We start from the raw sequence: 20,461 nt of genomic DNA, 5'->3' as shown, positions 1-20,461 counted from the left end.
TCTCTTCTGGTTGCGTCTGCGCGTGGCTCTGAGCGTGCTACTTTTGCCTCGATGTCGTGACTGCGAAGCTCCCGTATGCGGTTAATCTGCTGTTAGTGCCAGCTCGTTCTGATTGTGTAGCAACCGCCCATTGTCAGGAATCCTTTGTACGCAAGCAATATCTGGTTTGGATTGGCAACATAATTTTTTCGACACGACACCTTGTAAGCATCCGCGCTCTGAGTAGCGCCGCCGGTCCAGATTGGAAGTCAACGGAAAGGCGTTGCATGCTTTCATGTCATTAACTAAATGACATCCATGCTCTCGTGAAATCACTGGGAAATGCCGACAATCTCGCTCAGAACGGCATTGGCCGTATTCGAGGAGCGATGAATATGTATGCAATTACCGGTGTAACAGGGCAGGTGGGCGGCGCGGCAGCACGCGCCTTATTGGACGCGGGGTACGCCGTGCGCGCCGTCTTGCGTGACAAAAGCAAGGCGGCGGAGTGGACGGCGCGGGGCGCCGAAGTGGCGGTCGCGTCCTTCGAAGACGCAGACGCGCTCGCCGCGTCGTTCAGCGATACGGCAGGCGTCTTCGTGATGGTAGCGCCGAACTTCGCGCCGCAGCCGGGCTATCCGAATGCACACGCAGCGGTGGCGGTGCTGAAAGAGGCGCTGATGAAAGCGAGGCCTGAACGTGTTGCGGCGCTCTCATCGATCGGCGGCCAGCGCGAGTCGGGCCTCGGTCTCATCACGCAAGTGCATATTCTCGAAGAAGCGCTCGCGGATCTGCCAATTTCGACGGCGATTTTACGGCCCGCGTGGTTCATGGAAAACGCGTTGTGGGATATCGCGCCGGCGCGCGAAACCGGCGTGATGCCGAGTTTCCTGCAACCGCTCGATCGTGCGTATCCGATGATCGCAACTGCGGATATCGGTCGTGTGATCGCTGAAACGCTTGGCTCATCCTGGCAGGGCCGCCGCGTGATCGAGATTGAAGGACCACGGCGCTACACGCAAGATGAAATCGCCGCGATGCTCGGGGACGTGCTGGGTCGTTCGGTGAAGGCTGAAGCGGTGCCGCGCGATCAGTGGGAGGCGCTCTTTCAGTCACAAGGCACGGCATGGCCCGCGCCGCGCATCGAGATGATCGACGGTTTCAATTCCGGGTGGATCGATTTCGAAGACGGCGTGAATGAGCGGGTGGTTGGCAGCACCGCTTATCAGACGGTGTTGGCAGAGTTGGTCGCGCGCGTGGGCTAGGGGGAGCTCGTTCAACAGGAGGCGACGGCGGCGTGGCGAGGAGGTTGAACATTCAATAAGTCCATCGGGCCGCCGTCCCTGCGGCACGGAATCAAAAAATCGACCGCCCGGTAATCGTGGTCAGCGATTCCAGTGCCTTCGCGCCGGCAAGTGAATTGCCGTTCGCGTCGAGCCCGGGCGACCACACACAGACCGCCATCTCCCCCGGCAGTATCGCGACGATGCCACCACCCACGCCGCTCTTTGCTGGCAAGCCGACACGAAAGACGAAGTCGCCCGCAGCGTCGTAGGTACCGCAGGTTAGCATCAGGGCCGACAAACGCTTGGTCGAACTGCTGTCGAGGATGCGTTCCCCAGTCGACGGTACGACGCCTCCATTACTCAGAAACAACGCAGCCCTGGCCAGCTCGACACAGCTCATCGAGATCGCGCATTGCCGGCAATACGCGTCGACTACCGCGTGGACGGGCATTTCCATGTTGCCGAAGCTCGCAATAAAGTGCGCCATGGCCTGATTGCGATCCGCATGTTGCAGCTCCGATTGCGCGACGCGCATATCGTAGTCGATCGTCACCTCGCCGGTCAGCCGCCGCATAAACTCCACCAGCGCAGTTTCCGCCTGCACGAAACGGCGGCACAGCACGTCGGTGACGACCAGCGCGCCAGCGTTGATAAACGGATTGCGCGGTTTGCCTTGCTCCGTTTCGAGCTGCACCAGCGAATTGAACGGCGTGCCCGACGGCTCGCGGCCGACGCGCCGCCACAGTTCGTCGCCGAGCAGCCGGAAGGCCATCGTGCAGGCGAATAGCTTGGAGATACTCTGGATGGAAAAACGGGTGTCGGCTTCGCCGGTGCGGAAGACCTCGCCGGCGGTCGTGACAATCGCCATGCCGAAACTGTCGGCGGGGACATTCGCCAGTTCGGGAATGTAGTCGGCGACCTTGCCGGTGCCCAGATAAGGCTGAAGATCACGATGAATCTGTTCGAGGATGGATGCGTAGTTCATTGGGCTCGGACCGTTGAAGCCGCGATTCTACTGGCAACCTGGCGCGAATTGTTCGTGCAGCGGCGCTGCCGGGTTCGAGCAATGTTTTGCCCGGGTTATGATAATCTTGCTGCCTTTCCTGTAACAACCGGGCAAAACAGACATCAATGATGGAAGCTTTCGATCCGGACGGCGTCGCGCGTCCGGTATTCGTGGTCGACGAACACTACGATGCGCTGGACGAACCGTGGCGCGCCTATCGTCGTGCGCGGTTGATCCATGTGAGCGTCGGCGTGCTGGGCGTGCGTACGGAAACCGGGCGATGGGTCGTGCCGCAGGGTCACGCGCTCTGGCTGATGGCGAACGTGCAGCATTGCCTGTCTGCCGCTGAGCCGGTGCAACTTCACTCGCTGTATGCCGACGCGGATGCGGCGCCGCTGCCCGCGCAAAACGTCGCGCTGGCGCTCGACCGGCTGGCGGAAGCTTTGCTGGGCGCCGCGGGCGATCTGCCGCACGACAAACCGGTCGACGAACCCACCGGGCGCCTTCTGCAAGTTTTGCTGGACCGTTTGTCCGGCTTGCCGAGCGCGCCTCTGGCGTTGCACTGGCCGCGCGATCCGCGGATTCAGCGGATCGCCGAAGCGCTGAACGTCAACCCGGCGGAACCGGCGGTGCTTGACGATCTGGCGGCGGCCGCCGGCGTGACCGCCCGCACGGCGGCGCGCCTTTTCGTCAAGGAAACCGGGCAGACCTTCGGACAGTGGCGGCAGCAACTGCGGCTGCTGGTTGCACTGGAGCGCCTTGGCGCCGGAGCAAGCGTCACGCAAGTGGCGCTCGAAGTTGGCTACGGCGACGTGTCGTCGTTTATTGCCGTGTTCCGCGACGCCTTCGGCGACACGCCCGCACGCTATTTCCGCTAACGCAGCGCCGGCAACATCGCAATCAGTGCGCGGCTGCCGAACCCGGTCCGCCGCCGCCCTTGGCTGGCTTCGTAATCCAGATCAGCGGAATGATCAGAATGAAAATGATCGACGACACATAGAAGATGTCGTTCAGGCCCATCATCGCGGCCTGGGTGTTCACCGTGAAATCAAACAGCGCATGTGCCGATTGCGTATTCAGATGAAGCAGCGACTGGGTCGAATCGATCTGCTGGCTGAACAGCGGGTTATCGACGCTGGCGCGCTCGGTGAGCCGTTCGTGGTGCAGCACAGTGCGGTTATTCCACTCGTTGCCGGCGATTGAGGTGCCCACCGCGCCGCAAAACACCCGCACGAAATTCGACAGGCCAGCGGCCGCTGGAATTTTGCTCGGTGGCTGGCCGGACAGAATGATCGCGGTCAGCGGCACGAAGAACAGCGCCATTGGAATGCCTTGCAGCAGTGTGGGGAGCACGAGGTGCCACGTGTCGATTTCGACCACGTACTTCGAGCGCATATAAAACACGACCGCAAAGCCGATAAACGCGAGGGTCGCGATGATGCGTGCGTCCGAGCGCGGCAGCACGCGGCCCATCACCGGTGCGAGCAGCACCGCGAAGATGCCGAGCGGTGCGGTAACGAGACCGGCATCCACGGAGCGGTAGTTCAGATACTCCTGCATCCATTGCGGCAGTAGCACCAGGTTGCCGAAGAACACGCCGTACGCCACCGAAATCGCAATCGTGCCGCCGAGAAAGTTGCGCTGCCGGAAGAGCCGCAAGTCGACGATCGGATTCTCCTCGGTCAGCTCCCACACGAGGAAGAACGCAAAACTGATCAGCGCGGTGATGCCGAGAATCACGATCACCGGCGACGAAAACCAGTCGAGATCCTTGCCCTTGTCGAGCATGATTTGCAGCGACGCGACCCAGGTAATCAGCAGGCCGAGCCCGATTACGTCGATGGGCGGTTTGCGGGTGGCCGACTCGCGGGTGCGGTAGATCATCCACGTCACGCCGGCTGCGAAAATGCCGACCGGAATGTTGATGTAGAAGATCCACGACCAGCTATAACTATCCGTGATCCAGCCGCCAAGCGCCGGACCCGCAATCGGGCCGACGGTGGCCGTCATGGCCCATAGCGCGAGTGCCGTCGACGATTTCTCCTTGGGATACGAGCCGAGCAGAATCGCCTGCGAGAGCGGAATCAGCGGACCGGCCACGGCACCCTGGAACACCCGCGCGACCAGCAGGATCGGCAACGTGGGCGCGATACCGCACAACCACGAAGCCAGCACGAACATCAGAATCGCGCCGACGAACAGCTTGATCTGGCCGATGCGTTGCGTGAGCCAACCGGTCAGTGGAATCGAGACGGCATTGGCCGCGGCGAATACCGTGATGACCCACGTGCCTTCATCGACCGAGACACCGAGGTTGCCCGAGATGGTTGGAATCGCAACGTTCGCAATCGACGTGTCGAGTACGTTCATGAAGGTGGCGAGCGCAACGGCGATGGTCGCCAGAACCAGTTTGCCGCCTTGTAACGGTGGCGGTGGTGCGGGCGGCGTGGCAGCAGGCGCGGCAGAGGGCTGGCTCAAACGATTCTCCGGATTGCGGTGCTACGGACGTTTTATACGGCGGTTTATTCACTGCCCGGGCAAGGAGCCAGACAGCCCGTCGAATGCTTGCAAAAGCATACCTGTATTCACGTTATGGCGTCGTCGACTCATACAGATCCAGCGGCGGAAACCAGTCCGGCAGCGTATGCTCCTGGCTGAGACCGCATGCAGCGACACGAAGAAACACGAAGCGACCTGAGGCTGCATGAGGCTGCATGAGGCGCCGCGAGGGCCACACGTTGCCGCGTGTCTGGCCGCGCGTGCGGAAACACGAACCGAGAGTACAGCGAGTACAGAGAGAGGAATTGAATATGGGCTGGGAGCAATTCGAACACGGTTGGCGGCGCGCGCCGGCGACAACGCCTGCCAAGGCATTGGTGGTGCTGATGCACGGCGTGGGCAGCAATGCGCGCGATCTGATGCCGCTCGCGGACATCTGGAGCGAGAGCCTGCCGGACGTCGCGTTCGCCTCGCTCGACGGCACCGACGCGTTCGACGGCGGCTTCGGCGGACGGCAGTGGTTCAGTCTGCGCGATGTCAACGAAGGCAATCGCGACGCGCGTGTCGCTGCCGCCTATCCAGCGTTGCGGCGCATGCTCGAGGCGGAACTGGCGCACTGGCAGCTTCCTTTCGATCGCCTTTCATTGGTCGGCTTCTCACAAGGCTCGATCATGGCGATGCATCACGTGGCGGCCAGCGCGGAAGGCGTTGCTGTCGTCGTCGCGTATTCGGGGCGGCTCGCCTCGGCGATCGTCGCGCAGAACGGCACACCGCTTACGCTCGTGCACGGTGAAGAAGACGAGGTGATCCCGGTACAGGAACTGGAATACGCCGCGGATGCATTCAGCAACGCCGGCTACACGGTCGACGCCTACGCGTTGCCCGGAATTGGCCACACGATTAACGCGGACGGTGTCGAGCTCGGCAAGCAGGCTCTGGAGCATGCATTGGGTGCTTTGTCGCGCGATTGACTCGCCCGGAATTAAAAAGTGGCCCTAAAGATTCTGATTTGCTTGCCGTTAACTGCTCATTGGTATGAAAATCACTTCCGCCGCGCGGATTGCGCAACGCCCGTCCGGGCGTGCCAAGCGGTTCGGGTGACCGGGGGCGCATTTTCCAGACTGCCCGGAAAGGGCGGATAACGACACATCAGAGCCTTCCTATGGCCAGACCGACGCCGCATTACCCGCTTTTCGATCGATTGTTCCGTCACGCCGTGGCGGTGGACCTCGGCACGGCCAATACCCTCATCTATACCGACAACGGCGGCATCGTGCTGAACGAGCCGTCTGTCGTGGCCTTCCAGAAAGAGTCCGCCGCCGGGCAAAAACGCGTGGCGGCAGTGGGCACTGAAGCGCGCCAACTGCTCGGCCGCGCACCGGGCAACGTCGAAGCCATACGGCCGATGCGGCACGGCGTGATCGCCAACTTTTCCGCTGCCGAGCAGATGATCCGGCAATTCGTCGACATGGCCCGCCCGCGGCCGTTGTTCAGCCGGCGTGCCGCATTCACCGTGTGTGTCCCGGCGGGCGCGACCCAGGTCGAGCGGCGCGCGATCAAGGAGGCCGCAGTGGCGGCCGGCGCGTGGAAGGTCAGTCTGATCGGCGAATCGCTGGCGTCGGCAGTCGGTGCGGGCCTGCCGGTATCGGAGCCGATCGGCTCGATGGTGGTCGACATCGGCGGCGGCACTACCGAAGTCGGTGTGATCTCACTCGGCGGCCTCGCGTATAGCGGCTCGATTCGCGTAGGCGGCGACAGTTTCGACATGGCGATCGTCAGTTACGTGCGCAACCTGTATGGCGTGCTGCTTGGCGAGCAAACTGCAGAACACGTCAAGAAGGGCATTGGTTCGGCCGTGCGCGACGTGCCGGTCGAGCATATGAATGCAACCGGGCGCAGCGTGGAGGACGGCTTGCCGCGCACGGTTCAGTTGAGCAACCACGATATCGCTGAAGCGATCGAAGGTCCGCTGCGCCAGGTGATCGGCGCCGTGAAACGTGCGCTTGAAACGGCGCCTGCCGAACTGGTGACCGATATCGCGCACGGCGGCATCGTGCTGACCGGCGGCGGCGCGCTGCTCGGCAATCTGGGCCGCCGTTTGACCAACGAACTTGGGCTCGACGTCCGCGTCGCCGATGAACCGCTCACTTGCGCGGTGCGTGGCGCGGGCGCGGCGGCTGCCGCCGGTTTGCTCGACGACAGCGCCTACGAATGAGTTGATGTGGCATGTGCCGCCTTGCAGGTGGTCAAGGCGGGCTCGCCGTATGGGCTGGCAGCCGGCTCGCGGTCACGCGCACCGGCCGCGAAATGAGCCGTACGGGCCCCAGCCGCGATGCGCGGATCGCGATGCGCCCAGCCAAGTCCCTACGCGCACGCTGAACAGGCCTCGGCGCGTATTCAATGGCTGTGTGACAATACGCCCTGTATCCCAATTTCAGGGATGCGAACACGTTTTTCCTCGAATCCATTTCTAGCCGGCTCCGCTGATACAGTCAGCCGCTGCCGCGCCGTCCGTGAACCACCCGTGAATCAATCCGTTTCCGCTTCGTCCTCTCCCGCGTCGCCGTCCTTCATCGAGCTGCATAGCGGCTTGCGCATGCCCTATGTGGAAGCCGGCGAGGGCGAACTGCTGTTGTTCGTGCATGGCTCGCTGTGCGATTACCGCTACTGGCAACCGCAACTGGCAGGTTTGTCGAAGCAATACCGCTGCGTCTCGGTGAGTCTCACGCATTACTGGCCGGTGACGGATACCGAGCCCAACCAGCCGTTCAGCTGGAGTGAACACGCGGACGACGTGGCCGAATTCATCGATCTTTTTGGCGCAGGGCCGGCGCACGTTGTGGGCCATTCGCGCGGCGGTTGCGTGGCATTTCATTTCGCGCGGCGCCATCCGCAGTATGTGCGCACCTTGACGCTTGCCGACCCGGGTGGCCCGTTGCAGATCGCCGGGCGAGCGCCCGCGAGCTTGCCGGAGACCGTCAACGCATTGCGCGCGAAAGCCGCACAGTTGATCGAAACGGGCGAGGTGGAAGCGGGCTTGCAGCTGTTCGTCGATTCGGTGAGCCGTCCCGGTTTCTGGGCGATGAGTACGCCGGGGTTTCGCAGGATGGCGACTGACAACGCACACACGCTCGCGCGCCAATTCCACGATCCGTTGCCTGCTTACGTACCCGAACAGGCGGCCGAAGTACGCTGCCCGGTGCTGCTGATCGATGGCGAAAAGAGTCCCGACATGTTTCGCCGCACTGCGACGGCGCTGCAAACATGGCTGCCGGATTCGCGCCGCGAAACCGTGCGCGGCGCCTCGCATGGGATGAATCTCGCGCATCCGGCAGCGTTCAATCGTTACGTCGACGAGTTCATTCGCTCAATGGACGTTTGACACGCGCGTGATAAGCGCCTTCCTGGTACTCGCACCACAGCGTACGCACCTGGATGCGCAACCAGCGCTTGATAAGCCTGCAATGAACGCATGTTGACTGGCTCGCGCCGATTCGCGCACGGGGGGCGTAGCGCTTGCAGTTAGTCACTGCGTGCCATTCAATCTTCAAGCCTTGCGGTGCGCGTCTTTATCGAGCGCGCGTTCCGCGGCTTCGCCGACGAGGCCGTGGTAATACAGATGCACGCCGATCGCGAGCGAGTCGTTGCGAATTTCGTGGAAGGCTTTCCATGCCTTCACGGGGTCTTTGAACAGCAGATAGTGCGCTTCCTGCGCGATCAGATCCGCGACTTCGTGCAGACCATGGCCGTGCAGGACATCGACGAGTGTATCGAGGCTGCGATGGGTGCGAGCGTCGGTACGCGGGTAAAGCATATGCAGCACCGCCACGTCTTGCGTTTTCAGCGCCGCCGACAACGCTACGACGATGTCCTGGTGGTTCAGCGCGGTGACGATGTTGTCTTCGTTGTGGACGTGGTCCGGAAACAGTGTTTCGAGCGAGGCGTTCATCTGGTCCTTCCGTGTTCTTCTGGCTGATGAAAAAAGCCCGCCGTAGGACGGCGGGCCAAAGACAGCGATGTGTTCGCAGGGGAAGCAAAACACGGATCCAGTATCGCAGAGCGGCGTTACTTGTGCAGCTTGAGCGCCGCAAAACATTGTTGCAGTAAGCGTGCTAACTTTCATTTGGCTGGCGACGCCGCCGGGCGCAAACAGTGCTGTTCCGTGTTGCGTATTTCCGCCTGTTTCCGTATGTTTCAGGCGATTACGCGGCTCTTTCAGGCAACGAATGTTGCGCCAGTCGAGATGGTTTGTTGCGGGCAATCGTCGCAATCAGAACCCTTTCGGATCGTAGAATGCAAAGCGGAGCCTGAGCATGCCACGCGGCGATCCGACGATCGAGCATGCCGGCATGTGTGCGATGTGAAAGTAAAAGGAACGTGTAGATGAACTCAAAGACACACGCAACGCTGAGCTTTTCCGACAGCGACCAGACGATTGATTTGCCCATTTATCAGGGCACGCTCGGGCCGGATGTCATCGACATCCGCAAGCTGTACGGCCAGACCGGCAAGTTCACCTACGACCCGGGCTTCATGTCCACGGCAGCATGCAATTCCGAAATCACATATATCGACGGTGACAAAGGCGAGTTGCTGTATCGCGGTTATCCGATCGACAATCTGGCGCAAAACGCCGACTTCCTCGAAACGTGTTACCTGCTGCTGAAGGGCGAGTTGCCGAATGCGCAGCAGAAGGAAGAGTTCGTCAACACCGTTACGATGCACACGATGGTGCACGAGCAGATGCATTTCTTCTTCCGCGGTTTCCGCCGTGACGCGCACCCGATGGCGATCCTGGTCGCAGCGGTCGGTGCGCTATCGGCGTTCTATCACGACTCGCTCGACATCAACAATCCGCAGCACCGCGACGTATCCGCAATCCGCATGATCGCGAAACTGCCTACTCTGGTGGCGATGGCGTACAAGTACACCGTGGGCCAGCCTTTCGTTTATCCGAAGAACGACCTGTCGTACAGTGCGAACTTCATGCGGATGATGTTCGCCAATCCGGCGGAAGAGTACGAAGTCAATGACGTACTGGTGCGTGCGCTGGATCGCATCCTGATTTTGCACGCGGACCACGAGCAGAACGCGTCGACCTCGACGGTTCGTCTGGCGGGTTCGTCGGGCGCCAATCCGTTCGCGTGTATTGCCGCGGGTATCGCCTGTTTGTGGGGCCCGGCGCACGGTGGTGCGAACGAAGCCGCATTGAATATGCTGGAGGAGATTGGCTCGGTCGACAATATCCCTGAGTTCATTGCGAAGGTGAAGGACAAGAACTCGGGCGTGAAGCTGATGGGTTTCGGTCATCGTGTCTACAAGAACTACGATCCGCGTGCGAAGCTGATGCGCGAAACGTGTTACGAAGTGCTGGAAGAGCTGGGCCTGCACGACGATCCGCTGTTCAAGCTTGCCATGGCGCTGGAAAAGATCGCGTTGGAAGATGAATATTTTGTGTCACGTAAGCTGTATCCGAATGTCGACTTCTATTCGGGTATCGTTCAGCGCGCGCTGGGTATTCCCACTGCGATGTTTACGTGTATCTTCGCGATGGCGCGTACGGTGGGCTGGATTGCGCAGTGGAACGAAATGATCGCCGATCCGGAGCAGAAGATTGGGCGGCCCCGGCAGTTGTTCGTCGGGGAGGTTCAGCGGCAGGCTCGGCCGCTTGCTAAGCGGTAAAGGTTTGGGGTTTGGTTTTGGTTTTGCCTGCGAGGCGTCTGGTTGCCTTGCAGGCAGGGGATTTTTTTCGCGGTTTTGCCTGCGCGGCGCTTGTTGTTGTTTGCCTGTCGCGTTGGCCTTTCCTTGATTTCTTATTGGTCTATTAGCGTCGCCCCTGTGCGGGGCAGGCACCTACTTTTCTTTGCCTGCTGCAAAGAAAAGTAGGCAAAAGAAAGCAGCTCACACCGCCAGCTTATAAGCGGGTCCCCCGCACAGTTGCGGTAGTGGTGCATCTGGAATCTGTGTTCTCGCACACCCCGCGTTAGTGACAAGGCAGTCATACTTCCGGCGGCGCTGCGCGCACCGACGGGCATCTCACAAAACCTACCGCTACGTTTTCGTACTCCCATTCTACTTAGTACCGTGGCTCGTCGTTGCATCATCACAGCCACAGCCACAGCCACAGCGCTGCTGCGATATCGATCGTCGCAGCAAATTAAATTGCGCCGCGTTAGCATTTAATTTGGGCAGTCTTTTCGCGCTTTCATTCGTTTGTAGATTTTGTTTTTTGAATAGCTGGGTGCCTCGCCGAGGCGAAGCCGATGGCCCCCACCGTGCCCAAACGAAGCTCTGGTTTCCCATGCAGACCCATCCGCGACGCACGCAGTGCGGAGTGGGCGCTGATGAGCGCATTGTCACTCACGCTGAATGTGCGAGGGCACGGATTCCAGATGCGCCACTGTGCCCTCCAAGCCAGGGGACCCGCTTATAAGCTGGCGGTGTGAGCTGCTTTCTTTTGCCTACTTTTCTTTGCAGCAGGCAAAGAAAAGTAGGTGCCTGCCCCGCACAGGGGCGAACGCTAATACACCAATAAGAATTCAAGGAAAGGCCAAAACCATAAAAACACAGACAACAAAGCGCCGCGCATGCAACCAAATTCAAGAAAAGCCCAACGCCGCAGGCGAGCCTACGAACAAGCCCCGCGCAGGGAACAAAACCCCTTACCTGCATCTCCCATGCCAAACCAAAAAAACTGAAACTCCCATGTGATAAGTTCGTCTGACGCAGACAGACCCTCTACAATCGGAAACGACCGGGCAGCGCCCAACCTCATCCGAAACTGAAAGTGAACGCAAAAGCGAACCCATAGGAGCGACCCTGATGCAGCAGCCAGAAGCCCTCGGCGGCCTGTCCCACTCGGGCGGAATCGACCACCACGAACCCGAGCCGGACGGCGCATTCATCCCGACGGAAAATCTCAACGTCGCGAGCGTCACCCAGCACGTGCTGAAGTCTGGCGACACCTTTATCGTCAACGACCCCCTCGGCGATATCACCGGCCATGACGACGGCCTGTTCGTCAACGACACACGCGTCCTCTCGCAACTCCGGCTCACCTTCGGCGGCCGCGCGCCGTCGCTGCTGTCGGGCAGCGTCAACAGCGACAACACGTCGTTCACCGCGCACCTGACCAACCGCCCCCTGCCGCCGCTCGGCGGAGACAGCACGCCGGAAGGCGTGATCCACGTCGAGCGTGTACGCGTGCTCTCGGGCACCGTCCTCAACGAAGCCATCGAACTCACCAACTACGGCACGAGCGATGCTGTCGTGCCGCTCTCGATCTCGTTCGCGAGCGACTTCCGCGACATGTTCGAAGTGCGCGGCCTCAAGCGCGACAAACAGGGCAGAGTCGAACCGGCGCGCGTCGAGAACCGCGAAGTGCTACTCGGCTATATCGGTCTCGATGACGTGGCGCGCAATGTGCAGATCGCCTTCTCGCCGGAGCCGGACAAGCTCTTCGCCGATCGCGCCGATTACACCGTCAAGCTGCCGGCGCAAGCATGCGTATCGATCTATCTGTCGGTGGCGGTGCAAGTTGTCCCGCAAGCCGACAAACCGGCCGTGGGCGTCGCACAGCCCACGCATGCGGTGAGCGAAGCCCATCTGTCGCAAATCGACGCGGAGCGCCCACGCGTTGGCCGGGCTGCGGTGCGTGCCGCACTGGTCGACGCCCACCTGGTGATGCGCGAACGGCGCCGCGTCACCGCGCGTGTGCGTTCGAGCAATCCGCTCTTTAACGCGTGGATCGACCGTTCGCTTGCCGACCTGGGGCTGCTGACTACCGACCTCGCCACGGGTCCGTACCCCTACGCCGGCATCCCGTGGTTTTCAACGCCGTTCGGCCGCGATGCGATCATCACGTCGTTGCAGACGCTGTGGCTGCAACCGAATCTGGCCGCGGGCGTGCTGCGCTTTCTCGCCGAACATCAGGCGCGCGACAATTCGCCGTTTCGTGATGCCGCACCCGGCAAGATCATGCACGAGATGCGCAAGGGTGAAATGGCCGCTACCGGCGAAGTGCCGTTCGCGCTGTACTACGGCGGCGTCGACAGCACGCCGCTCTTCATCGTGCTGGCTGGCGCCTATGCGGCACGCACGGGGGATTTTGCTCTGATCGACGAGTTGTGGCCGGCGTTGGAGCGCGCGGCGCAGTGGGTCGCGGGCGTCTGCGACAAGAACCGTTACGGTCTGCTGGACTATCAGCGCGAGTCCGATGGCGGTCTCGCCAATCAAGGCTGGAAGGACAGCCACGATTCGGTCTTCCACGCAGATGGCCGCTTCCCCGACGGTCCTATCGCGCTCGTCGAAGTGCAGGCGTATGCGAGCGCGGCTTTCGACACAATGGCTCACTTCGCAAAGCTGCGCGGCCTGCAGGATCCGGCCAGGCAATACAGCGAACGCGCGAAGAAAATCCGTCAGTGCGTCGAAGAAAAGTACTGGATGGAAGAGTCCGGCTTTTACGGCATCGCGCTCGACGGCCACGGTGAATTGTGCCGCGTGATGGCGTCGAATGCGGGCCATCTGCTGGCCTTCGGCCTGCCCTCGCCCGAGCGTGGCGAAGCAGTCGTTCATGCGCTCGACTCCACGCTGTTCCATACCGGATGGGGCGTGCGTACGCTGGCGGCGAGCCAGGCGCGCTTCAACCCGATGGCGTATCACAACGGCTCGGTCTGGCCGCATGACAATGCGCTCTGTGCCCGCGGTCTGTCACGCTACGGTGGCAAAGCGGCGGCCGTGCGGTTGTTGCAGGCGTTATTCCAGGCGGCAGTCAATTTCGACATGCGCCTGCCGGAGCTCTTCTGCGGTTTCCCGCGGCGTCGCGGCGAACCGCCCACCGCCTATCCAGTCGCCTGCCTGCCGCAAGCCTGGGCGGCGGGCTCGCCGTTCATGATGCTCGAAGCCTGTCTGGGCATCACGATCGACGCGACCCGGCGCGAAGTCGTGATTGAGCAACCCATGCTGCCCGAAGGCATCGACTGGCTCGAAGTCGGTGATCTGAAGGTGGGTGATTCATCGGTGTCGATCACGTTCAGGCGAATCGGCGACAAGGTAGTCGCATCGGCGGCCGAGCAGGGCGACGTACGGGTGGTCGCGCTTCTCTAGACACCCGCTGCAAACACGCTGGAAGTTTTGTTGGATGCGATGCACCGGGTGGTAACATTTGTTGTCATCCCTATCGACCGTTCGCCCGGTATATCGCATGCCAGACAGTTTCGACCAGCTTGCCGCCCTGATCCGGGCGCGCTTCTCTGAACTGAGTCCACAGTTCCAGATGGGAGCAGGGTTCCTGCTCGATCATCCCGACGAAGTCGCGGTCTCATCAATGCGCAAAGTGGCCGAGCGGGCGCAGGTGCAACCCGCCTCGCTGGTCCGCCTGTCGCAACAATTGGGTTTTCCCGGCTGGAACGAATTACGCAATCTGTTCGTTGCGCGCGTGCGCACGCGGCCCGAGCCGCTCACCAGCCGCGCCCGTTCGCTCGTTAAATCGAAAGATGCATTGGCCAACGACCTGCTGGCCGCGCAACAACACAATCTGGAAGTCACTGCCGCGCACAACGGTCGCATGATCGTCGAAGCGGCGCGTTTGTTGCGGCGCGCGTCACATGTGCATGTCGCAGGTTTTCGCTCCTGTTATGCGGTGGCGTTCGGGCTGATCTACGGCTACCGGCTGTTCCGCTCGTCCGTGTCGCTGCTCAACGGCGAAGCCGGCACGCTCGAGATGCAATTGCGCACGATCGAACGTGATAGCGCGACCATCGTCATCAGTTTCGCGCCGTATTCCGTCGAAGCGGCGCGCGTGGCTGAAGCGGCGCTGGAAAAGGGCAGCAGGCTGATCGCAATCACAGACAGCGCGGTCTCGCCGATCGCGTTGAATGCCGACAAGGTGCTGATCTTTTCACACGAAAGCCCATCGTTCTTTCCTTCGCTGGTGGCGGCCACGGCGATTTCTGAATCGCTGGTCGCGCATCTGCTCGCGCTGGAAGGGGCGGGTGCCGTCGAGCAACTCGGCATCGCCGAGCAATCCTTGCACGACAAGGGCGCGTACGTACCTTGATGTGCTTCGTCGGAGTCAGGCAGATATCTGCCGCGAAGCATAAACACGCCATCTGTTTCATCGCCACACCGTTTGACAACAAATGTTGTTTGGAAGTATAAATACGTACCGATTGTTGAATGAGTGTGCGTCGTGGCGTCGAAGCAGGATTTGAGTCTTTTTCAGGTGAGCGGTGAGCCGTATGACATCGGCTACAGGCTGGGTGAACTTGCCAGGCCGATATTCACCGATTATATGGAGCAGAGCAGCGCGTGGCGGGCGGTTCGGCGCTGGCGCGGCGATCCGTTCGTGCAGACGCTGCGCGATGCGGCCGGAGCGCATTTCCCTGCGCTGCTGGCCGAGCTCGACGGCATGGCGGCAGGGCTGGGCTGGTCCACGGAAGACATTTTTTTGTGGAATTGCCGCGGCGAGCTGATTCACAACGCGCCGGACGGTTGCACGACTTTGGCCTCTGTTGGAGGCGATGGGCGTTTCATTGCACACAATGAAGACGGCGATCCCTTTCTGCGCGAACGTTGCGCTCTGGTCGAGATTCAACCTGCCGGCAAACCCGGCTTCGTCAGCTTTTATTACCCCGGATCGTTGCCGGGTCACACCTTCGCCGCCAACCGCGCCGGTCTCGTGCAGGCCATCAACAATCTGCGTATTCGCGTACCCGCAGCGGGTGTGCCGCGGATGATCCTCGCGCGGGCGGTGCTCGATGCGGCCTCGCTCGACGAGGCGCTGCACATGCTGCGCGACGCACCGGCTGCGAGCGGTTTTCATCACACGCTTGGTTGCGCGGGGGACGAACGTATTCTGAGCATCGAAGTAAGTGCACAGCGATGTTCCGTGCAGACGGTGTCCACTATCGCCGGCCATGCGAACCATCTGATTCATCCCGGCTATGAAGCCGAGGCGCAAATCGTCACCGATTCTTCGCGTGACCGGCAGGCGCGCGTTGACCATCTGCTGAGCACGCTCACCGGTCCAATCAAGCCGGCCGCATTGCTCGAAGTACTGCAGGATCGCGCGCCTTCAGGCCTGCCCATCTACCGCGATGACCCGCTCGATCCCGACGACGAAAACACGCTCGCCACGGCGCTTTTCGAACTCGGCAGTGCCGGTGTCTCCATGAAAGTTTATCGACAGAGGCAATGCGTGTTCGACACCGTCATCGCACGCATATCGCCTGCGCAGACCTGCGCCTGAGCAGCCGTCGCAAACAGAAAGGAAACTGAAACCATGTCCACCGTATTCCATCGCTCGCCGAAGCAGTCACTGCCAGTGGCTGTCGCCGGTGACGGCATCGAAATCATCGACTCCACCGGCAAGCGCTATATCGACGCCTCGGGCGGCGCAGCTGTTTCGTGCCTCGGCCATAGCAATCAGCGCGTGATCGACGCGATCAAACGGCAGTCGCAGCAATTGCCGTACGCGCACACGTCGTTCTTCACGACCCAGGTGGCCGAGGAACTTGCCGACCGTCTCGTGGCGAGTGCGCCGCAAGGGCTTGAACACGTGTACTTCGTGTCCGGCGGCTCGGAAGCGATCGAGGCCGCACTGAAACTGGCGCGCCAGTATTTCGTCGAGAAGGGCGAGTTGCAGCGCCGTCATTTCATCGCGCGGCGCCAGAGCTATCACGGCAACACGTTGGGGGCGCTCGCGATCGGCGGCAATGCGTGGCGGCGCGAACCGTTTCTGCCGATCCTGATCGAAGCGTATCACGTGAGCCCTTGTTATGCGTATCGCGAGCAACGTGCCGACGAAACCGAGGAGCAGTTCGCGCAGCGTCTCGCGGATGAACTCGAACAGAAGATTCTGGAACTCGGCGCTGACACGGTGGCCGCATTCGTTGCGGAAACGGTGGTGGGTGCAACGGCCGGCGCCGTGCCGCCGGTGCGCGAGTATTTCCGCAAGATTCGCGCGGTGTGCGATCGCTATGGCGTGCTGCTGATCCTCGACGAGATCATGTCGGGCATGGGTCGCACGGGCTACCTGTACGCATGCGAAGAAGACGGCATCGCGCCGGACATGTTGACCATCGCCAAGGGGCTCGGCGCCGGCTATCAGCCGATCGGCGCGACGCTGGTCAGCGACAGGATTTACCAGGCGATTGTCGGCGGCTCGGGTTTCTTTCAGCACGGGCATACGTATATCGGCCACGCCACCGCCTGCGCCGCGGCGCTGGAAGTGCAGCGCGTGATTGCCGACGACCATCTGCTGCCGAACGTCCAGGCGCGCGGCGAGCAGTTGCGTGCCCGGCTGCGCGAGCACTATGCACAGCATCCGCATATCGGCGACGTCCGCGGGCGAGGCCTCTTTGTCGGCGTCGAACTGGTTCGGGATCGCGCCGCCAAAACGCCGTTCGATGCGAAGCTGAAACTGCACGCGGCGATCCGCCGCGAAGCGTTTGCGCGAGGTTTGATGGTGTACCCGATGGGCGGCACCGTCGACGGCAATATCGGCGATCATGTGCTGCTGGCGCCACCGTTCATCTGCACCGCGCGCGACATCGACGAGATCGTCAGCCGGTTGACCGATGCGATCGAAGGCGCGCTGACCGCCATCTGATGTCCTTTCCCTTTCTGCGAGATTTGCGATGACCGAGCGTCTGCCTCACTTCGAACTGTCCGATGCCACGCCCGAACAGAAGTCCGTGCTCGACGAGATCCTGTCCGGCCCACGTGGCAATCTGAACGGGCCGTTTCTGGGCTGGATTCATAGTCCGGCGCTGGCGCAGCAGGCGCAGCGGCTCGGCGCGTTCTGCCGCTATCGCACCGGTTTGCCGCTACGCCTGTCGGAGCTTGCGATTCTGGTGACCGCGGCGCGCTGGCAGGCGCAGGCCGAGTGGTATATCCACTATCCGATCGCCCTGGAAGCCGGTGTGGCCGAAGCGGACGCGGAAGCGATCCGCCAGGGGCAACGCCCGGCCTTCGCGGACCCCGACGACGCATTGATTCACGACTTCGCGAGCGAACTGTACGACACCAAACGGGTGTCGGATGTCACCTATAGAAAGGCGGTTGAGCGCTTCAGCCACGAGGTGGTGATCAATCTGGTGGGCCTGCTCGGCTACTACGCCCTGGTGGCGATGACGCTGAACGTGTTCGACATGCGGGCCGTGGGGCAGGAGAGTTTGCCGTTCGCCGAGTAGCGCCAGCGCCGCCCGGTTTGAGTCTGTATGCCGGTGTCGTCACGACACTGGCACACGGAAGCGCCTATGATGAAGTTCGGTCCACCCCCGCGCCTGCAGCGCCGCGCGACATGCCCCGAAGGAAATCCCCTTGGGGGACTCACAACCGATGCCGATACCACGAAAATCCGGGCTGGACCGTTGCGGGCGGCATCACGTAGGGTTGAGGGGCGGCGCAAAGCAGGGCACAAACAGGAGAGAGCGATGAAGCGCAAGGCATCAGCGGTCTGGCAAGGTGGCCTGCAAAACGGCAAGGGCTCGATTTCCACCGACAGCGGCGTCCTCAAGGAAACTCAATACTCGTTTGCTACACGCTTCGCGGACGGCATTGGCACAAATCCGGAAGAGCTGATTGCGGCTGCGCACGCGGGTTGTTTCTCCATGGCGCTATCGGCCGAACTCGGCAAGGCCGGCATCACGCCTGAACGTATCGGCACCACGGCAACCGTCACACTCGACAAGGACGGCGGCGGTTTTTCGATCACCGCAGTGCATCTCGACGTGGCCGTCAAAATCCCCGGCGGCGACAAGGCCGCGTTCGAGAAGGCCACCGCGGACGCCAAGGCAGGCTGCCCGGTTTCCAAGGTACTGAACGCCACTATCACGCTGGACGCGAAGCTTGAAACCTGAGCCTGCGGCTCACCCACTGCAGGCATATGCAGGGCCGGCTGGCAATGATAGTCAGGCCGCCGGTCGCCACTTTCCGTTGGTTTTCCGGATTTGCAGTTCGTTCACCACTCATTTGCCATTTAACGAACATAACGACGACTGAGCGCGCGTGGGCGCGAAAATGCCGGTCGCCGTCTTCAATGGAACTGTCGATGACAACGCAAAACGAAAAAGCACAGCAATTCCAGTCATACCACGCAGCGGGTGAGGCCTTTATCGTCCCGAATCCGTGGGACATCGGCACGGCGCGGCTGTTGGCGCTGGCCGGTTTCAAGGCGCTCGCCACCAGCAGCGCGGGCTATGCGTTCTCGCGCGGCTTGCCGGATAACGCCATCGGCCGCGCGCAGATGATGGTGCATCTCGCCGAAATCGCGGGCGCGACCGACTTGCCGGTCAGCGCCGATCTGGAAAACGGGTTCGGCGACGCCCCGAAAGACTGCGCCGAGACGATCAAGCAGGCCGCGGCAGCAGGCGTGGTCGGCGGTTCGATCGAAGATGCGACCGGCCGCGCCGATGAACCGATCTATTCGTTCGAAGCCGCCGTGGAGCGCGTGCGCGCGGCGGTCGTCGCGGCGCGTGCTCTGCCGTTCCCCTTCACGCTGACGGCGCGTGCCGAAAACTATCTGGTGGGCCGACCCGATCTCGACGACACGATCCGGCGCCTGCAGGCCTATCAGGAAGCTGGTGCGGACGTGCTTTACGCACCTGGCCTGAAGACGCGCGAAGAGATCGCCGCCGTGGTCGGCGCGCTCGACCGGCCGGTCAATGTGCTGATGGGGCTGCAAGGCGTCCTGCTCAGTTTCGACGACCTGCGCTCGCTGGGCGTGCGACGTGTCAGCGTGGGCGGTTCGCTGGCGCGCGCGGCGCTGGGCGCGTTTCTTCGCGCGGCGCACGAAATGCACGATCACGGCACGTTCAACTACACGAAAGAGGCCGCCAGCGGCAATGAGATCAACCAGCTGTTCACGGCCGCCGCGCAGAAGTGGGGCAAGCAGGCGGGCGGCTGACGAAAGCTGTCGGCTGACGACCGCACGGTGACGCTTGTGCCACGGACGGCGCCTTGCAAGCCGAACCATTGGCAAATAAGCATCTCAACTGCCTTGCATTATTGAACGGTTAGTCATAATATCCGTGACATGACGCAATCAGGCAATTCGAAGCAATCCGTGAAAAAAGCGGGCGAGGTCTGCTCCCGGGGCAGGCCGCGCGAGTTCGATACGGATACCGTATTGGCGAGCGCGAGCCAGGTTTTCTGGAATCACGGCTACCACGCCACCTCGATCGACGACCTCTGCAAGGCCACCGGCCTGTTGCGGGGGAGTCTGTACGGTGTATTCGGCGACAAACACGGCATCATGCTCGCCGCGCTCGATCACTACGCGGAAGGGTCGGTCGCGCGGCTGGCCGAGCGGCTGAACGCGCCGGTGCCGCCGGAAGAGGCGCTGCGCAATGCTTTGCTGCATTACGCACGGGTCGCTTGCGCGTTGATCGGCGAGCGTAGCTGCTTCATCACCAACACCACGCTGGAGATGCAACCCGGCGACGAGGAACTGCGCACCCGCGTCGCGGCAATCCAGCGCCGCATGGCGACTTTGCTGGCGGCGTCGGTGATTCGTGGTCAGGCGAGCGGCGCTTTCAATTCCACGCTCGATGAAAAAGCCGTCGGCGATTTCCTGCTGTGCGTGATGCAAGGTCTGCGCGTATTGGGGCGTGTCGCCCACAAGGAAGATGCGTTGATCGGAATCGTAGACGTTGCCATGCGCGCGCTCGTCTAATTTTTTTACCAAATT

The 20,461-nt window shown here is 61.7% G+C and carries 17 protein-coding genes; 14 read left to right on the top strand and 3 right to left on the bottom strand.

Annotated features, from left to right (window positions below):
- Nucleotides 1-374: 374 nt before the first annotated feature.
- On the top strand, nt 375-1,244 hold the full coding sequence (locus ACUN0E_RS15110; protein WP_445567106.1) for an NmrA family NAD(P)-binding protein: 870 nt from the start codon (nt 375-377) through the stop codon (nt 1,242-1,244).
- Nucleotides 1,245-1,335: 91 nt separating this feature from the next.
- On the opposite strand, the gene ACUN0E_RS15105 is transcribed toward ACUN0E_RS15110, so the two are convergent.
- On the bottom strand, nt 1,336-2,250 hold the full coding sequence (locus tag ACUN0E_RS15105; protein WP_408226975.1) for a glutaminase: 915 nt from the start codon (nt 2,248-2,250) through the stop codon (nt 1,336-1,338).
- Nucleotides 2,251-2,396: 146 nt separating this feature from the next.
- Between ACUN0E_RS15105 and ACUN0E_RS15100 the strand changes: the two genes are divergently transcribed.
- Nucleotides 2,397-3,149: an AraC family transcriptional regulator gene (locus ACUN0E_RS15100; RefSeq protein WP_445567105.1), complete on the top strand. Its 753-nt coding sequence runs from the start codon at nt 2,397-2,399 to the stop codon at nt 3,147-3,149.
- Nucleotides 3,150-3,171: 22 nt separating this feature from the next.
- Here ACUN0E_RS15100 and ACUN0E_RS15095 read toward each other — a convergent pair whose 3' ends face one another.
- Nucleotides 3,172-4,749, bottom strand: coding sequence for a DHA2 family efflux MFS transporter permease subunit (locus tag ACUN0E_RS15095; protein WP_445567104.1), 1,578 nt, complete (start codon nt 4,747-4,749; stop codon nt 3,172-3,174).
- Nucleotides 4,750-5,081: 332 nt separating this feature from the next.
- Here ACUN0E_RS15095 and ACUN0E_RS15090 point away from each other — a divergent pair, with 332 nt between their 5' ends.
- From ACUN0E_RS15090 to ACUN0E_RS15080, 3 genes are all read left to right on the top strand, one after another.
- Complete coding sequence (locus ACUN0E_RS15090; RefSeq protein ID WP_408511162.1) at nt 5,082-5,741, top strand: alpha/beta hydrolase; 660 nt, start codon at nt 5,082-5,084, stop codon at nt 5,739-5,741.
- A gap of 191 nt (nt 5,742-5,932) precedes the next feature.
- Nucleotides 5,933-6,985, top strand: a complete 1,053-nt coding sequence (locus ACUN0E_RS15085; RefSeq protein WP_408226987.1) for a rod shape-determining protein — start codon at nt 5,933-5,935, stop codon at nt 6,983-6,985.
- A 381-nt stretch (nt 6,986-7,366) separates the two neighbouring features.
- A complete protein-coding gene (locus tag ACUN0E_RS15080) occupies nt 7,367-8,152 on the top strand; it encodes an alpha/beta fold hydrolase (RefSeq protein ID WP_408227053.1) in 786 nt (261 codons plus the stop codon).
- 165 nt (nt 8,153-8,317) lie between these two features.
- On the opposite strand, the gene ACUN0E_RS15075 is transcribed toward ACUN0E_RS15080, so the two are convergent.
- Entirely contained in the window at nt 8,318-8,719 is a 402-nt protein-coding gene (locus ACUN0E_RS15075; protein WP_172178295.1) for a hypothetical protein, read from the bottom strand.
- Nucleotides 8,720-9,153: 434 nt separating this feature from the next.
- Here ACUN0E_RS15075 and gltA point away from each other — a divergent pair, with 434 nt between their 5' ends.
- The 9 genes from gltA (at nt 9,154) to ACUN0E_RS15030 (ending at nt 20,446) form a co-directional block, all read left to right on the top strand.
- Nucleotides 9,154-10,452 (top strand): citrate synthase, encoded by a 1,299-nt coding sequence (gltA, locus tag ACUN0E_RS15070; RefSeq protein WP_445567103.1) that lies wholly within the window; start codon nt 9,154-9,156, stop codon nt 10,450-10,452.
- A gap of 1,140 nt (nt 10,453-11,592) precedes the next feature.
- Nucleotides 11,593-13,875: an amylo-alpha-1,6-glucosidase gene (locus ACUN0E_RS15065; RefSeq protein WP_445567102.1), complete on the top strand. Its 2,283-nt coding sequence runs from the start codon at nt 11,593-11,595 to the stop codon at nt 13,873-13,875.
- A gap of 97 nt (nt 13,876-13,972) precedes the next feature.
- Nucleotides 13,973-14,827, top strand: coding sequence for a MurR/RpiR family transcriptional regulator (locus ACUN0E_RS15060; RefSeq protein WP_408340958.1), 855 nt, complete (start codon nt 13,973-13,975; stop codon nt 14,825-14,827).
- 132 nt (nt 14,828-14,959) lie between these two features.
- Nucleotides 14,960-16,018, top strand: a complete 1,059-nt coding sequence (locus ACUN0E_RS15055) for a C45 family autoproteolytic acyltransferase/hydolase (protein ID WP_445567101.1) — start codon at nt 14,960-14,962, stop codon at nt 16,016-16,018.
- Between the two features lie 33 nt (nt 16,019-16,051).
- Nucleotides 16,052-17,380 carry an aspartate aminotransferase family protein gene (locus ACUN0E_RS15050; RefSeq protein ID WP_445567100.1) on the top strand — a complete coding sequence of 443 codons (1,329 nt, stop codon included), beginning with the start codon at nt 16,052-16,054 and terminating at the stop codon, nt 17,378-17,380.
- A gap of 28 nt (nt 17,381-17,408) precedes the next feature.
- The gene (locus ACUN0E_RS15045) at nt 17,409-17,963 is read left to right on the top strand and encodes a carboxymuconolactone decarboxylase family protein (RefSeq protein ID WP_408340954.1); all 555 of its coding nucleotides are present in this window, start codon (nt 17,409-17,411) and stop codon (nt 17,961-17,963) included.
- A gap of 243 nt (nt 17,964-18,206) precedes the next feature.
- Nucleotides 18,207-18,632, top strand: coding sequence for an OsmC family protein (locus ACUN0E_RS15040; protein ID WP_408227008.1), 426 nt, complete (start codon nt 18,207-18,209; stop codon nt 18,630-18,632).
- 191 nt (nt 18,633-18,823) lie between these two features.
- Entirely contained in the window at nt 18,824-19,678 is an 855-nt protein-coding gene (locus ACUN0E_RS15035; RefSeq protein WP_445567099.1) for an isocitrate lyase/PEP mutase family protein, read from the top strand.
- A gap of 129 nt (nt 19,679-19,807) precedes the next feature.
- The gene (locus ACUN0E_RS15030) at nt 19,808-20,446 is read left to right on the top strand and encodes a TetR/AcrR family transcriptional regulator (RefSeq protein WP_408227014.1); all 639 of its coding nucleotides are present in this window, start codon (nt 19,808-19,810) and stop codon (nt 20,444-20,446) included.
- The last annotated feature ends 15 nt before the right edge of the window (nt 20,447-20,461 follow it).

Source organism: Paraburkholderia sp. D1E, assembly GCF_052682275.1.
Note: the sequence above shows the minus strand (reverse complement) of the source record. Positions and strands in the feature narration are given on the sequence as shown.